Origin of the sequence: Erwinia aeris, assembly GCF_041224955.1 — a bacterium.
Taxonomy (GTDB): Bacteria; Pseudomonadota; Gammaproteobacteria; order Enterobacterales; family Enterobacteriaceae; genus Erwinia; species Erwinia aeris.
Genome location: NZ_JBGFFX010000018.1, coordinates 1 through 14,232, shown reverse-complemented (window position 1 = coordinate 14,232; position 14,232 = coordinate 1). Strand labels below are relative to the sequence as shown.

The following is a 14,232-nucleotide window of genomic DNA, read 5'->3' as shown; positions in this document are numbered from 1 at the left end:
TCCCGCGCTTGCTTACTCTCGCGGCACTAATAGCGGCCAGCTCACGATAAACCAGGCCGGACTCACAGACTCCGTTGCGCCAGTCATGGCAGGATAAGCCGGATAATTAACTCATGGAGAGAGATATGCATTCGTTATTGCAGGCTTTAAAGACAAGGGAAGCTTTCTGGACGCAGTTCCGTCGCGATTTGCACCAGCACCCGGAAACGGGTTTCGAAGAGCTGCGCACCAGCGAGCGGGTGGCGGCAAAGCTGCGGGAGTTTGGCTACAGCGTGCATCAGGGAATGGCAAAAACCGGCGTGGTCGCCACGTTAAAAGCAGGCAGCGGCACAAAAACGCTGGGGCTGCGCGCCGATATGGATGCTCTGCCGATGCAGGAAATCAGCGGCAAAAGCTGGTGCAGCAAAACCGCCGGAAAGTTTCACGGCTGCGGCCATGACGGCCATACCGCTATTCTGCTCTGCGCGGCGGAATATCTGGCCCGTCACCGAAACTTTAACGGTACGCTCCGGCTGATTTTTCAGCCTGCGGAGGAGTTGTCCGCCGGGGGAAAAGCGATGCTTCGCGACGGCCTGCTGGAAAAATCCCCCTGCGATGCGCTGTTTGGCCTGCATAATATGCCTGGTCTGCCCTGCGGATCCTTCTACTTTAAAAAACATGCCGTGATGGCTTCTTCCGACAGGCTGAATATTATCGTTTCTGGCGCAGGCGCCCATGCCGCTATGCCGGAAAAAGGCGTGGATGCCACTCTGGTCGCCTGCCATATCGCTATAGCCCTCCAGACAATAGTTTCCCGGAACGTGTCGCCTTTCGCCCAGGCAGTGGTCACTATCGGCAGTATCCAGTCCGGCGAAGCGTTCAATATCATCAATGAAAAGGCGGTGCTGAAGCTGAGCGTCAGAGCGCTCGATCCTCAGGTGCGCCAGCTATTGCTGCAACGTATTCAGGATATTGCCCGTTTGCAGGCGGAAAGTTTTAACGCCAGCGCGGAGGTGGTGCACGTCAGCGGCAGCCCGGTATTGATTAACAGCGAACAGGAAACCGATTTTGCTATCGGCGTGGCGCGTGAGCTGGTCGACGAGTCGCTGATTTGTACCGATATGCCGCCGCTAATGGGCAGCGAAGATTTTGCTTTTCTGCTGGAGGCCCATCCCCACGGCGCTTACCTGATGGTGGGCGCTGGCGATGGCCCGATGGTGCATAACCCCGGCTACGATTTTAATGACGACATTATCGTGACTGCCGCCGCATTCTGGTGTTTGCTGACGCAGCGCTATCTGCAATAACGGCAGCAGCCACCAGTGGGAGGATAAGATAAGGCGGTAAAAATGCCAAAGGCGCGGCAAATTACCACGCCTTTGGTTATCAGCAGCGCGGTTAGCCCGCTACCGCGATACGTTTCATATCGGTCATATAGCCACGCAGCTTGCGGCCAACGGATTCGATAGGATGGTTGCGGATAGCTTCGTTAACGTCACGCAGCTGCGCGTTATCCACCGTAGTCGTGGTTGCCGTCGCCTTGCCCAGATCGCCCGTTTGTAACGTGCTCATAAACTCTTTCAGCAGCGGAACAGCCGCGTAAGAGAACAGATAGTTACCGTATTCGGCAGTGTCGGAGATCACCACGTTCATCTCGTACAGACGCTTACGAGCGATAGTGTTGGCGATCAGCGGCAGCTCGTGCAGCGATTCGTAGTAGGCAGACTCTTCGATAATGCCGGAAGCGACCATGGTTTCAAACGCCAGCTCAACGCCCGCTTTCACCATCGCAATCATCACCACGCCTTCGTCAAAATAATCCTGCTCGGCGATTTTACCTTCAAACTGCGGCGCGGTTTCAAAAGCGGTTTTACCGGTCTCTTCACGCCAGCCCAGCAGTTTTTTGTCGTCGTTGGCCCAGTCGGCCATCATGCCGGAAGAGAATTCGCCGGAGATGATGTCGTCCATATGCTTCTGGAACAGCGGCGCCATGATGGTTTTCAGCTGTTCAGACAGCTCGAAAGCGCGCAGCTTAGCCGGGTTAGAGAGGCGATCCATCATCAGCGTGATGCCGCCCTGCTTCAGCGCTTCGGTCACGGTTTCCCAGCCGAACTGGATTAATTTTTCCGCGTAGGCCGGATCGGTGCCTTCCGCCACCAGCTTGTCGAAGCACAGCAGCGAACCAGCCTGTAACATGCCGCACAGGATGGTCTGCTCGCCCATCAGGTCGGACTTCACTTCCGCCACGAAGGACGATTCCAGCACGCCCGCGCGATGGCCGCCGGTTGCGGCTGCCCAGGCTTTGGCAATCGCCATGCCTTCGCCTTTTGGATCGTTTTCCGGGTGAACGGCGATGAGCGTAGGCACGCCGAAGCCACGCTTATACTCTTCACGCACTTCCGTACCCGGACATTTTGGCGCAACCATCACGACGGTAATGTCTTTACGGATCTGCTCGCCAACTTCTACGATATTAAAACCGTGCGAGTAGCCCAGCGCCGCGCCGTCTTTCATCAGCGGCTGTACGGCACGCACTACCGAGGTATGCTGTTTGTCCGGCGTCAGGTTTACCACCAGATCCGCCTGTGGGATCAGCTCTTCATAGGTGCCGACTTTAAAACCGTTTTCCGTCGCTTTACGCCAGGAAGCGCGTTTCTCCGCGATGGCTTCCGCGCGCAGCGCATAGGCGATATCCAGCCCGGAATCACGCATATTCAGGCCCTGGTTCAGACCCTGAGCACCACAGCCAACAATCACGACCTTTTTGCCTTTCAGGTAGCTTGCTTCGTCCGCAAATTCATCGCGCGCCATAAAGCGGCATTTACCTAATTGCGCCAGCTGATTGCGCAGGTTCAACGTGTTGAAATAGTTAGCCATGGGAACTCCTGAGGTTGTGTTCGTCTTTTATTTTATCGGTGATGCCGTATCACCCTCTTAATCCCCATCATATGACAGGAAATGTATTGCTTAAATTGATATATTAACAACGTCATATTGCAAATACTGCAACGCTAAAATGAGGCCGCAAGCGCATGGATTTACGCGATCTGAAACTCTTCCTGCATCTGGCCGAAAGCCGCCATTTTGGCCGCAGCGCGCGGGCGATGCACGTCAGCCCTTCTACGCTTTCCCGCCAGATCCAGCGGCTGGAGGAAGACCTGGGCCAGACGCTGTTTCTGCGCGACAACCGCACCGTTACGCTGACCGACGCCGGAGAACAGCTGCGCCAGTTTGCCCAGCAAACGCTGTTGCAATATCAGCAGCTGCGTCACGCCATTGGCCAGCACGGCCCGTCGCTGAGCGGCGAGCTGCGTCTGTTTTGCTCGGTAACGGCGGCCTATAGCCATCTGCCGCCGATCCTCGATCGCTTTCGCGCTGAACACCCGCTGGTGGAGATCAAACTGACCACCGGCGATCCTGCCGACGCAGTGGATAAGGTGCAGAGCGCCGAAGCCGATATCGCCATCGCCGGACGGCCGGAAACGCTGCCCGCCAGCATTGGCTTTACGACCTTAGGCCCGATCCCGCTGGTGCTGATCGCGCCCGCGCTGCCTTGTCCGGTTCGTAGCCAGGCCAGCCAGCCGGAACCGGACTGGCCGCAGATCCCGTTTATCCTGCCCGACCAGGGGCCAACCCGACAGCGTATCGATCTCTGGTTCCGTCGCCGCCGCATCGCCAGTCCGTTGATTTACGCCACCGTGGCGGGGCATGAGGCTATCGTCTCGATGGTGGCGCTGGGCTGCGGCGTGGCGCTGATCCCGGACGTGGTGCTGGAGAACAGCCCGGAGCCGATCCGTAACCGTATTCTGGAACTGGAAAATATTGATATTGTCGCGCCGCTGGAGCTGGGCGTCTGCGTACAGAAAAAGCGGCTCAACGAGCCGCTGATTGATGCGTTCTGGAGCCTGCTTTAGCCCGCCAGGAAGAAGCTGAAGGCCGGGTTATGGGTTTCGTCATGACAATCATAGCCCAGAGCCGCCAGATGTTCTTCAAACTGCGGTTCGTTCTCGCCCAGCTCGAATCCCGCCAGCACGCGTCCATAGTCCGTACCGTGGCTGCGATAGTGAAACAGCGAAATATTCCAGTGGGTGCCCAGGGTCTGCAAAAAGCGCAGCAGCGCGCCGGGCGCTTCCGGGAACTCAAAGCTGTAAAGCCGTTCTTTAAGCGGCTTTGACGGGCGACCACCGACCATATAGCGCACGTGCAGCTTCGCCATTTCATCGTCGGAGAGATCCACCACCTTATAACCGCCTTCGTTCAGCAGCTGCAGGATTTCATGTCGCTCTTCCAGACCGCGCGTCAGCCGCACGCCGACAAAAATGCAGGCGTTGTCCGGGTCCGCGAAGCGGTAGTTAAACTCGGTAACGGCGCGTCCGCCCAGCAGCTGGCAGAACTTCAAAAAACTGCCCTTTTGCTCGGGGATCGTAACCGCCAGCAGCGCCTCACGCTGTTCCCCCAGCTCGCAGCGTTCGGAAACGTAGCGCAGGCCGTGAAAATTGACGTTGGCGCCGGAAAGAACATGCGCCAGCCGCTCGCCTTTGATCTGATGCTGCTGGATATATTTTTTCATGCCCGCCAGCGCCAGCGCGCCGGAAGGCTCCGCGACGGCACGCACGTCTTCAAACAGATCCTTCATCGCCGCGCAGATAGCATCGCTGTCCACGGTGATAATGTCGTCAAGATATTCCTGGCACAGCCGAAAGGTTTCGCTGCCGATCCGCTTCACCGCCACGCCTTCGGCAAACAGCCCGACGCGCGGCAGATCGACCGGCTCGCCCGCTTCCAGCGCCGCTTTCAGACAGGCGGAGTCTTCCGCTTCCACCGCAATGACCTTGATCTGCGGCATCAGCTGTTTGATCAGCACCGCCACCCCAGCCGCCAGGCCGCCGCCGCCAACGGGCACAAAAATACGGTCGAGATGCGCATCCTGTTGCAGCAGCTCCATCGCCAGCGTGCCCTGTCCGGCAATCACCATCGGATGGTCGAACGGCGGCACAAAGGTGTAGCCCTTTTGTGCCGCCAGCTCCAGCGCCTTCGCTTTCGCTTCGTCAAAATTCGCGCCAAACAGGTAAGCCTCACCGCCAAACGCCCGCACGGCCTCTACTTTGATATCAGCCGTCGCTACCGGCATGACGATCAGAGATTTAATCCCCAACCGGGTCGCCGACAGCGCTACGCCCTGGGCATGATTGCCCGCCGAAGCGGTCACCACGCCGCTGGCCTTTTGCTCCTCGTTAAGCGAAGCGATCATCGCGTAGGCGCCGCGCACTTTGAAGCTGTGCACCGGCTGACGATCTTCGCGTTTAACCAGTACCGTATTACCAAGACGAGAGGAGATTTTCTCCATCTTTTGTAGGGGCGTGACCTGCGCAACTTCGTAAACCGGCGCACGGAGTACCGCTCGCAGATACTCCGCGCCGCAAGGCTCGGCGGATAACGGTTGAGACTCAGCCATGTTTTAGCCTCCCAGCTTGCTTTTGTCGCGTACTGCGCCTTTGTCCGCACTGGTCGCCAGTAAAGCGTAGGCGCGCAGAGCAAAGGAAACCTGACGTTCGCGGTTATGAGGCGTATAGGCCGCGTCGCCGCGCGCCTCTTCCTCTTCACGACGCGCGTGCAGTTCGTTGTCCGGCACATCCAGTTTGATGCCGCGATTCGGAATATCGATATCAATCATGTCGCCGTCTTTCACCAGCGCGATGGTGCCGCCGCTGGCTGCTTCCGGCGAAGCGTGACCGATAGAAAGCCCTGAGGTGCCGCCGGAGAAACGGCCATCGGTGATCAGCGCGCAGCTTTTGCCCAGCCCCATCGATTTCAGGTAGGTGGTCGGATAAAGCATTTCCTGCATTCCCGGCCCGCCTTTCGGCCCTTCGTAGCGGATCACCACCACGTCGCCCGCCACGACTTTGCCGCCGAGGATGGCCGCTACCGCATCGTCCTGACTTTCGTAGACTTTGGCCGGGCCGCGGAAGGTGTGGCTCTCTTTTTCTACGCCAGCGGTTTTCACGATACAGCCATCTTCTGCCAGATTGCCATACAGCACGGCAAGGCCGCCGTCCTGGCTGAAGGCATGTTCACGGGAGCGGATGCAGCCTTCCTGACGGTCATCGTCCAGCGTTTCCCAGCGCGTATCCTGTGAGAACGCCTGGGTGGTGCGGATCCCGGCCGGGCCGGCGCGGAACATTTTTTTCACCGCCTCGTCTTTGGTCAGCATGATGTCGTACTGTTGCAGCGTTTCCTGCAGGCTCAGGCCCAGCACGTTGCGCACGCTGTTATCCATCAGGCCCGCCCGATCCAGCTCGCCCAGAATGCCGATGACGCCACCAGCGCGGTGTACGTCTTCCATATGGTATTTCGGGGTGCTTGGCGCAACCTTACAGAGATGCGGCACCTTGCGGGAAAGCCGATCGATATCGGAGATATTAAAATCGATTTCGCCTTCCTGCGCGGCGGCCAGCAGGTGCAGAACGGTATTGGTCGAGCCGCCCATCGCGATATCCAGCGTCATCGCGTTTTCAAAGGCGGCCTTGCTGGCGATATTACGCGGCAGCACGCTTTCGTCATCCTGCTCGTAGTAGCGTTTCGCCAGGCCAACGATGCGTTCGCCTGCCTTCAGGAACAGCGCCTTACGATCGGCATGGGTTGCCAGCAGCGAGCCGTTGCCCGGCTGCGACAGGCCCAGCGCCTCCGTCAGACAGTTCATTGAGTTAGCGGTAAACATGCCGGAGCAGGAACCGCAGGTCGGACAGGCTGACCGTTCGATTTTATCGCTGTCTTCGTCGCTGACGTTCGGGTTGGCGCCCTGGATCATCGCATCGACCAGATCCAGCTTGATGATCTTATCGGAAAGTTTGGTTTTCCCGGCTTCCATCGGGCCGCCGGAAACAAAGATCACCGGAATATTCAGCCGCAGGGAAGCCATCAGCATTCCCGGCGTGATTTTGTCGCAGTTAGAGATACAGACCATGGCGTCCGCGCAGTGGGCGTTGACCATGTATTCGACCGAGTCGGCGATCAGCTCGCGCGAAGGCAGAGAGTAAAGCATACCGCCGTGCCCCATCGCGATGCCATCATCGACAGCGATAGTGTTGAACTCTTTGGCGACGCCGCCGGAAGCTTCAATCTGTTCGGCAACCAGTTTGCCCAGGTCGCGTAAATGTACGTGTCCCGGTACGAACTGCGTAAAGGAGTTGACCACGGCAATGATAGGCTTGCCAAAATCGTCGTCGGTCATACCCGTGGCGCGCCACAGCGCGCGGGCACCGGCCATATTACGGCCATGAGTGGTGGTGGCGGAACGGTACTTAGGCATGCTCATACTCCAGAATCAGATGATACACGGGCGTCAAACGACGCCCGTAAAATGTCATTGTTGTGGGTTGACCGGATCCAGCCAGCCCCACTTGTCTTCGGTTTCGCCGGTAAACAGCCCAAAGAAAGCGGACTGGATGCGGGTCGTGATCGGGCCGCGTTTGCCTTCGCCAACCTGAATGCCGTCCACGCTGCGTACCGGGGTGATTTCCGCCGCCGTACCGGACATAAAGATTTCGTCGGCCAGATAGAGCGATTCGCGGGAAAGCACCTGCTCGCGTACCTCAATGCCCATCTCTTTCGCCAGTTTGATGATGGCGTCGCGCGTAATGCCCGGCAGCGCGGAGGAGGTAAACGGCGGCGTAAACAGGATGCCGTCTTTCACTTCAAACAGGTTCTCGCCGGCGCCTTCAGAGATATAGCCCTGGGTATCCAGCGCGATGCCTTCCTGATAGCCGTGACGGCGCGCTTCACTGCCCACCAGCAGAGAGGAAAGGTAGTTGCCGCCCGCTTTCGCTGCGGTTGGCAGCGTGTTTGGCGCCACGCGGTTCCAGGAGGAAACCATCGCATCAATACCCTGCTCCAGCGCTTCCGGGCCCAGGTAAGCGCCCCACGGGAAGGCGGCAATGATCACATCGGTGCTGTAGCCGTCCGGCGGGTTCACGCCCAGGCCCACGTCGCCGACGAAAACCAGCGGGCGAATATAAGCGCTGGTCAGCTTGTTGACGCGCAGCACTTCGCGGCAGGCTTCCATGAGCTCATCAACGCTCTGGCTGACCGGAAAGCGATAGATCTTTGCAGAGTCGTGCAGACGCTGCATATGTTCACGATGGCGGAAGACTACCGGGCCTTTGTGCGAGTCATAGCAGCGGACGCCTTCAAATACGGAGGTGCCGTAGTGCAGCGCGTGGGACATGACGCTAACTTTCGCCTCTTCCCACTTCACCATCTCGCCATTGAACCAGATAAAGTCAGCTTTCTTCGTCATTCTTCTTTCCTTTTCGCGCTCAGGCGCGGATTTGTTGTGTTGTCTGGTGTTGGATGTGAACGGTGGCAACATCCATCAACTTGCTTAACTGTGTTGACAGTAAATCGACCGGGCGCTGGCTGGCAACGGTCATGGCAATATTTATGCTGTCGCTATTTTCGCCGGAAGACATATTCATTGCGCAAACCTGAAAGCCGCGATGGCGAACAACGCGCAGGATGCGTTCCAGGATTTCAGGGCGCAGGCGCGCCTCTATGGATAACTGATGCTGCATCATGAGGTTTTCTCCATCATATTTTCGTTGCTGGCACCCGGCGGCACCAGCGGCCAGACGTTTTCAAGTTCATCAATGGCGACATGCAGCATGTAAGGCCCTTCGCTGTTCAGCAAAGCGTCTACCGCGGCAGCCACCTGGTCTTTACGGGTAATGCGCTGGCCGGGAATGTCGAAAGCGCGGGCCAGCATCAGGAAATCGGGGTTGTCGGAGAGATTGGTTTCGCTGTAGCGCTCCGAGAAAAACAGCTGCTGCCACTGGCGCACCATGCCCAGACGCTGGTTATCCAGCAAAACGATTTTTACCGGCAGCTGCTTGCGCTTAATGGTGCCCAGCTCCTGTACATTCATCATAAAAGAGCCGTCGCCCGACACGCAGATCACGGTATCTTCCGGTCGGGCGACCTGCGCGCCCACGGCGGCCGGCAGTCCGAAGCCCATCGTGCCGAGACCGCTGGAAGTAATAAAATCTTCCGGCTGGTTAAAGCTCATATGCTGCGCTGTCCACATCTGGTGCTGGCCGACATCGGTGGTAACAACCGCGCTTGCCGGTTTACGATCGGAGAGCTGTTTCAGAAACAGCGGCGCATAGATAGCCTGGCCCGGATGATCGTAACGCCAGCCGTGATCGGCCTTCAGCGCCTGCACGTGCTCGCGCCATGCGCTGATTTCCGTCGGATGATATAAGTCCGGCAGCAGCTTATTGAGGTCGCCTCGCAATCCCACATGCGCCTGGCGCAATTTGTTCAGCTCGGCGGGATCGATATCCATATGGATAACGCTGGCATGAGGAGCAAACGTATCCAGCTTGCCGGTTACGCGATCGTCAAAACGGGCGCCGACGGCAATCAGCAGGTCACATTGCTGGACGGCAAAGTTGGCGGCCTTGGTGCCGTGCATACCCAACATTCCCAGATAACAGGCATCCTGAGGATCCGGCGCGCCCAGGCCTTTCAGCGTGGCGACGGTAGGAATGCCCGTTTCGCGAGCGAACGCACGCAGGGCCTCTACGGCACCGGCCATGCCAACACCGCCGCCCACGTACAAAACCGGTTTCTTAGCCTGAGCCAGCATGGCGCGCGCCTGCGCCAACGCCTGATGAGGATGCGCCGCTTCGTCTTCAACCGCCGCCAGATGGGCTGTCAGCTCGCCGCTGGCTAACTGGATATCTTTAGGGATGTCGATCAGCACTGGGCCGGGACGACCGGAGCGGGCGATGGCGAAAGCTTCGGCCATGATTTCCGGCAGCTCTTCCAGCGAGCCGACCAGGAAGCTGTGTTTGGTACAGGCCAACGACAGGCCGAGCACGTCAATTTCCTGAAAAGCGTCGGTGCCGATCAGGCTGCCGGCAACCTGGCCGGTAATCGCCACCACCGGCACGGAATCCATCATTGCATCAGCCAGCCCGGTGATAAGGTTGGTCGCGCCGGGGCCGGACGTGGCGATGCAAACGCCGACTTTTCCGGTAGAACGGGCATAACCGATGGCGGCCATGGCAGCACCCTGCTCATGTCGGCACAGTAGATGTTCGACGCCGCCATCATAGAGCGCATCATAGACGGGCATAATCGCACCACCCGGATAGCCGAAAACAGTCTCGACTCCCTGCCCACGCAACGCCTGAACCACCCACTGAGCACCATTCATAGTTATTTCCCCGCCTCTCGCTGGGAACAACAGCATTTTATTCTACTGTTCATCTTCTGTTCCTCTGTCGTTGATAGCCTGTCAGCCCTGCCAAAAAAAAACCCCCGGACCTTTCGGTGCGGGGGTTCTTCTGAATTCAGGCTTGATTTTTAAGCCTTTCTTCCTCCGAGCGTAGCCCCGCACGGCGTGATAATAATCACGACGACGTTGATAATGACAAGGCTTAGGACTCGTAGAAGGGCTTTCATTTAGATTCGATAAATTCACTTGTTCGAAGTAATGCCTACAGAGTTATCACAGTTAGCGCGATGCATTCAACTTTTTTCATCACTTTATTTTATGATGGCCGCCGCGATTAATAAAAAACCAACCGTTAATCAAGGAATAAGCTAAATCCTGAAAATTATTCATTACGTACCAGACGCAATGGCTTTGCCCTGTTTTTATGGGTCGCGTCGAATTTTTATAAAGGCTCCGGGAAGCGATATTTTTTGCGAGCCGCTTCGATAAGCGGAATATCGGCTCTCGTCACCCGTCAGGAAGCAGGACAGAATACGACCATAAGGAGTTTTTATGTCGCTATCTGTTACCTATACGCGTGCGGCTATCGGCGTGGAAGCGCCTCTGGTAACCGTTGAAGTGCATTTAAGTAATGGCCTGCCTGCTTTGACGCTGGTCGGCCTGCCGGAAACCACGGTTAAGGAAGCGCGTGAACGTGTCCGGAGCGCGCTGATAAACTGCGGCTTCACCTTTCCCGCGCGACGCATTACCGTGAATCTTGCGCCAGCCGATCTGCCCAAAGAAGGCGGCCGATACGATCTCCCTATCGCCATAGCGATTTTGGCGGCCTCAGAGCAAATTTGCGGAGAAAAACTGGGGCAGCATGAGTTACTGGGAGAATTAGCATTGACGGGTGCTCTGCGAGGCGTACAGGCTGCTATTCCTGCTGCCATGGCGGCGGCAGAGGCGAAGCGGACGCTGATCCTCTCCACGGACAACGGCCATGAGGCCAGCCTTGTAAAACATGCGCATAGCCGTCTTGCGAATAGCCTGCTTGACGTATGCGCTTATTTAAATGGGCAGGCGGATCTCCAGCAGGCCAGCTATGCTCCCACCGACATCATTATGCCCGCCGAGGATTTAAGCGAGGTCATCGGCCAGCAGCAGGCTAAAAGAGCGCTGGAGATCGCCGCTGCCGGTGGTCATAACCTGCTGCTGATTGGCCCGCCCGGCACGGGCAAGACGATGCTGGCGACCCGTCTTGCAGGTTTGCTGCCGCCGCTGAGCGATCGGGAAGCGCTGGAGAGCGCCGCTATCGCCAGCGTGGCGGGTTCGTCGCTGGCTGACCACCCATGGCGTCAGCGACCTTTCCGGGCGCCGCATCATACCTCTTCGCGCTATGCGCTGGTTGGCGGCGGCACCTTGCCTAAACCCGGTGAGATCTCCCTGGCGCATAACGGCGTACTGTTTCTTGATGAGCTGCCGGAGTTTGAACGCAGGACGCTGGATGCCCTGCGAGAGCCTGTCGAGTCGGGAAGTATTTCCCTGTCGCGCGCTAAAGCAAAGGTCATCTATCCGGCGCGATTTCAGCTGGTGGCTGCCATGAATCCCAGCCCTACCGGTCAGCATGGCGTAAAGCACAACCGCAGCACCCCTCAACAGACGCTGCGCTATCTCAGCCGTCTTTCCGGTCCGTTCCTCGATCGTTTCGACCTCTCGCTGGAAGTCCCCCTCCTGCCGCCCGGCACATTAAGCCAGGCTTCCGTCAGCGAATCCAGCGCAACGGTGCGTCAGCGGGTTCTGGCCGCCAGAAACGTTCAGCTAACGCGGGCCAGAGCGATTAACGGGAAGTTAACGCCAGGCGATATACGGCGATTTTGTGAAATAAGCAAAGAGGATGCGAGCTGGCTGGAAGAGGTGCTTAATCAGCTGGGACTTTCCGTTCGCGCCTGGCAGCGCATTTTGAAAGTAGCCCGAACCATTGCTGATTTAGCGGAAAAAGAGAGTATTAAACGGGAGCATTTACTTGAAGCATTAAGCTATCGGGCAATGGACAGATTGCTGGTTCATCTGCTTAACAGTCTGGAATAGGTTTTTATCTTGCAAAAAAGCGTTTATCGCTGACAATAAAGGGGCCGAAGCCCCTTTATCATTAATCATCGCTGTCCGAATAGTCTTCCACGCCTTCCATCTGCGGCTTGCCGCCGGAAAGCGTATGAAAACGCTTTGGACGTTTGATACGCGTCATATACTTTGACCATACCCGTTCTGCTTCGGACTGAGGTTCGCGTACACCACGGCATACCTCAATAAACAGACGCTCTTCTTCCGTTGCGGGTTCACGCTTTGCCAAATCCAGCTCGTTAAAAGCGTAACCATAACGCTCAAGAAGTTGAGCTTCTTTGATAGTGAAATCACCGTGGCGCGAGAAACCGCGTGGGTAATGTTTGTTATCGAAAAAACGATTCGTTGTTGCGAAGCTTTCCGCCATTTTACACGCTCCTAACTCTTTTATGGCCGTGCTATTTATGGCGCGGAGTATTAGATACGCTTGACAGAGTGTAAAACAAAACATTTAAATCATGACGACAAATGATTTTCAGGAGACGGATGTGGATACGGAATTATTAAAGACCTTTCTTGAAGTGAGCAGAACCCGCCACTTTGGACGTGCCGCTGAAGCGCTCTATCTCACGCAATCTGCCGTAAGTTTTCGCATCAGGCAGCTGGAAAATCAGCTGGGCGTTAACCTTTTTACGCGTCACCGTAACAATATCCGTCTGACGTCAGCGGGCGAAAGGCTGCTTCCTTATGCCGAAAGCCTGATGAGCACCTGGATGATGGCCAAAAAAGAGGTCGCGCATACCCAGCAGCATCATGAACTTTCTATCGGTGCCAGCGCTTCTCTTTGGGAAGCTTATCTGACGCCCTGGCTACAAAAGCTGTATGAAAATCGGGAAGATTTGCACCTGGAGGCAAGAGTGGCTCAGCGTCATTTGCTGGTTAAACAGCTGCATGAGCGCCAGTTGGATCTGCTAATCACTACGGAAGCGCCTAAAATGGACGAACTGACCAGCCAGCAGATCGGTCATATTTCGCTAACGCTTTATCGATCGCGGCAATCGGAGAAGCGTGAAAAGTATGATTACATCAAGCTGGAATGGGGCGCTGATTTTCATCAGCATGAAAGCTATCTGGCGGGCGCGGACGATGTCCCCGTGCTGACAACAACGTCAGCCCATCTGACGCGTCAGCTACTGCATACCACCGGTGCCTGTGCTTTCTTACCGGATATCTGGCACAGCGAGTATCCCGATTTATCCGTTATCCCGGATACGCCCGTCGCCGTACGCCCGCTTTACGCCGTCTGGCTGCAAAACAGCGATCAGCAGTCACACATCAGACAGTTGCTCAAGTTTCCGGTTAATACGCCTTAGTTTAAGTTTCCGGTCATACGCCCTGATTTAAGTTTCCGGTCATATGCCCTTATTTCAGGGCCTTCAGGACAGAATGGTCAGCTGCTGGCCATTTCCTGACTTTAATATCAAGAGGTAAGGTCGTTTGATATGCAGGGATAAAGGTTAGAATCCGGTGAGAAACAGTACAGACAAGCAGGACAAGCAGGACAAGCAGAACAAGCAGAACAAGCAGAACAAGCAGAACAAGCAGAACAAGCAGAACAAGCAGAACAAGCAGAACAAGCAGAACAAGCAGAACAAGCAGAACAGAATAGCCGTTTTTCAGACAAAAAAAATCCTTTGCCGGAGCAAAGGATTATTTTTAAATGGCAGGGGCGGAGAGACTCGAACTCCCAACACCCGGTTTTGGAGACCGGTGCTCTACCAATTGAACTACGCCCCTAAAAGGGTGGCGGAACGGACGGGGCTCGAACCCGCGACCCCCTGCGTGACAGGCAGGTATTCTAACCAACTGAACTACCGCTCCACCGATTCTGTACTGAACTCAGAATGTTGCCTCTGATATCAGGTATTTCGCCTTTTCCGCGTCACGGGAAAAGTCATGACCATAAATGGTCT

Annotated in this window: 12 protein-coding genes and 2 tRNA genes; 4 read left to right on the top strand and 10 right to left on the bottom strand. The window is 56.5% G+C overall.

Annotated elements, in window-relative coordinates; translation table 11 throughout:
• Nucleotides 1-125: 125 nt before the first annotated feature.
• On the top strand, nt 126-1,286 hold the full coding sequence (locus tag AB6T85_RS21880; RefSeq protein ID WP_369896700.1) for a M20 aminoacylase family protein: 1,161 nt from the start codon (nt 126-128) through the stop codon (nt 1,284-1,286).
• A gap of 91 nt (nt 1,287-1,377) precedes the next feature.
• Here AB6T85_RS21880 and ilvC read toward each other — a convergent pair whose 3' ends face one another.
• A complete protein-coding gene (gene ilvC, locus AB6T85_RS21875) occupies nt 1,378-2,856 on the bottom strand; it encodes a ketol-acid reductoisomerase (RefSeq protein ID WP_253457175.1) in 1,479 nt (492 codons plus the stop codon).
• Between the two features lie 155 nt (nt 2,857-3,011).
• Between ilvC and ilvY the strand changes: the two genes are divergently transcribed.
• Nucleotides 3,012-3,893 carry an HTH-type transcriptional activator IlvY gene (gene ilvY / locus AB6T85_RS21870; protein WP_369896698.1) on the top strand — a complete coding sequence of 294 codons (882 nt, stop codon included), beginning with the start codon at nt 3,012-3,014 and terminating at the stop codon, nt 3,891-3,893.
• On the opposite strand, the gene ilvA is transcribed toward ilvY, so the two are convergent.
• The 6 genes from ilvA to AB6T85_RS21840 form a co-directional block, all read right to left on the bottom strand.
• Nucleotides 3,890-5,434, bottom strand: a complete 1,545-nt coding sequence (gene ilvA / locus AB6T85_RS21865) for a threonine ammonia-lyase, biosynthetic (protein ID WP_253457172.1) — start codon at nt 5,432-5,434, stop codon at nt 3,890-3,892. The two genes, ilvY and ilvA, sit on opposite strands and share 4 nt — an antisense overlap.
• Before the next feature lie 3 nt (nt 5,435-5,437).
• On the bottom strand, nt 5,438-7,288 hold the full coding sequence (gene ilvD, locus AB6T85_RS21860) for a dihydroxy-acid dehydratase (protein WP_253457170.1): 1,851 nt from the start codon (nt 7,286-7,288) through the stop codon (nt 5,438-5,440).
• A gap of 54 nt (nt 7,289-7,342) precedes the next feature.
• The gene (locus AB6T85_RS21855; protein ID WP_253457167.1) at nt 7,343-8,275 is read right to left on the bottom strand and encodes a branched-chain amino acid transaminase; all 933 of its coding nucleotides are present in this window, start codon (nt 8,273-8,275) and stop codon (nt 7,343-7,345) included.
• 19 nt (nt 8,276-8,294) lie between these two features.
• Nucleotides 8,295-8,552 carry an acetolactate synthase 2 small subunit gene (ilvM, locus tag AB6T85_RS21850; protein WP_125290744.1) on the bottom strand — a complete coding sequence of 86 codons (258 nt, stop codon included), beginning with the start codon at nt 8,550-8,552 and terminating at the stop codon, nt 8,295-8,297.
• Nucleotides 8,549-10,195, bottom strand: a complete 1,647-nt coding sequence (gene ilvG / locus AB6T85_RS21845; RefSeq protein ID WP_369896695.1) for an acetolactate synthase 2 catalytic subunit — start codon at nt 10,193-10,195, stop codon at nt 8,549-8,551. Before ilvG ends, ilvM begins: the two co-directional genes overlap by 4 nt.
• Nucleotides 10,196-10,344: 149 nt before the next feature.
• Nucleotides 10,345-10,443, bottom strand: a complete 99-nt coding sequence (locus tag AB6T85_RS21840) for an IlvGEDA operon leader peptide (RefSeq protein ID WP_125290746.1) — start codon at nt 10,441-10,443, stop codon at nt 10,345-10,347.
• Between the two features lie 325 nt (nt 10,444-10,768).
• On the opposite strand from AB6T85_RS21840, the gene AB6T85_RS21835 reads away from it, so the two are divergent.
• Nucleotides 10,769-12,286: a YifB family Mg chelatase-like AAA ATPase gene (locus AB6T85_RS21835; protein WP_369896693.1), complete on the top strand. Its 1,518-nt coding sequence runs from the start codon at nt 10,769-10,771 to the stop codon at nt 12,284-12,286.
• 61 nt (nt 12,287-12,347) lie between these two features.
• On the opposite strand, the gene AB6T85_RS21830 is transcribed toward AB6T85_RS21835, so the two are convergent.
• On the bottom strand, nt 12,348-12,686 hold the full coding sequence (locus AB6T85_RS21830; RefSeq protein WP_125290748.1) for a MaoP family protein: 339 nt from the start codon (nt 12,684-12,686) through the stop codon (nt 12,348-12,350).
• 121 nt (nt 12,687-12,807) lie between these two features.
• Here AB6T85_RS21830 and hdfR point away from each other — a divergent pair, with 121 nt between their 5' ends.
• Nucleotides 12,808-13,632, top strand: a complete 825-nt coding sequence (gene hdfR / locus AB6T85_RS21825; protein WP_369896691.1) for an HTH-type transcriptional regulator HdfR — start codon at nt 12,808-12,810, stop codon at nt 13,630-13,632.
• Between the two features lie 348 nt (nt 13,633-13,980).
• Here the strand turns inward: hdfR and AB6T85_RS21820 are convergent.
• Together AB6T85_RS21820 and AB6T85_RS21815 are read right to left on the bottom strand one after the other, a co-directional pair.
• Nucleotides 13,981-14,056 (bottom strand) — tRNA-Trp (locus AB6T85_RS21820).
• 7 nt (nt 14,057-14,063) lie between these two features.
• Nucleotides 14,064-14,140: transfer RNA gene (locus AB6T85_RS21815), tRNA-Asp, on the bottom strand.
• Nucleotides 14,141-14,232 lie beyond the last annotated feature (92 nt).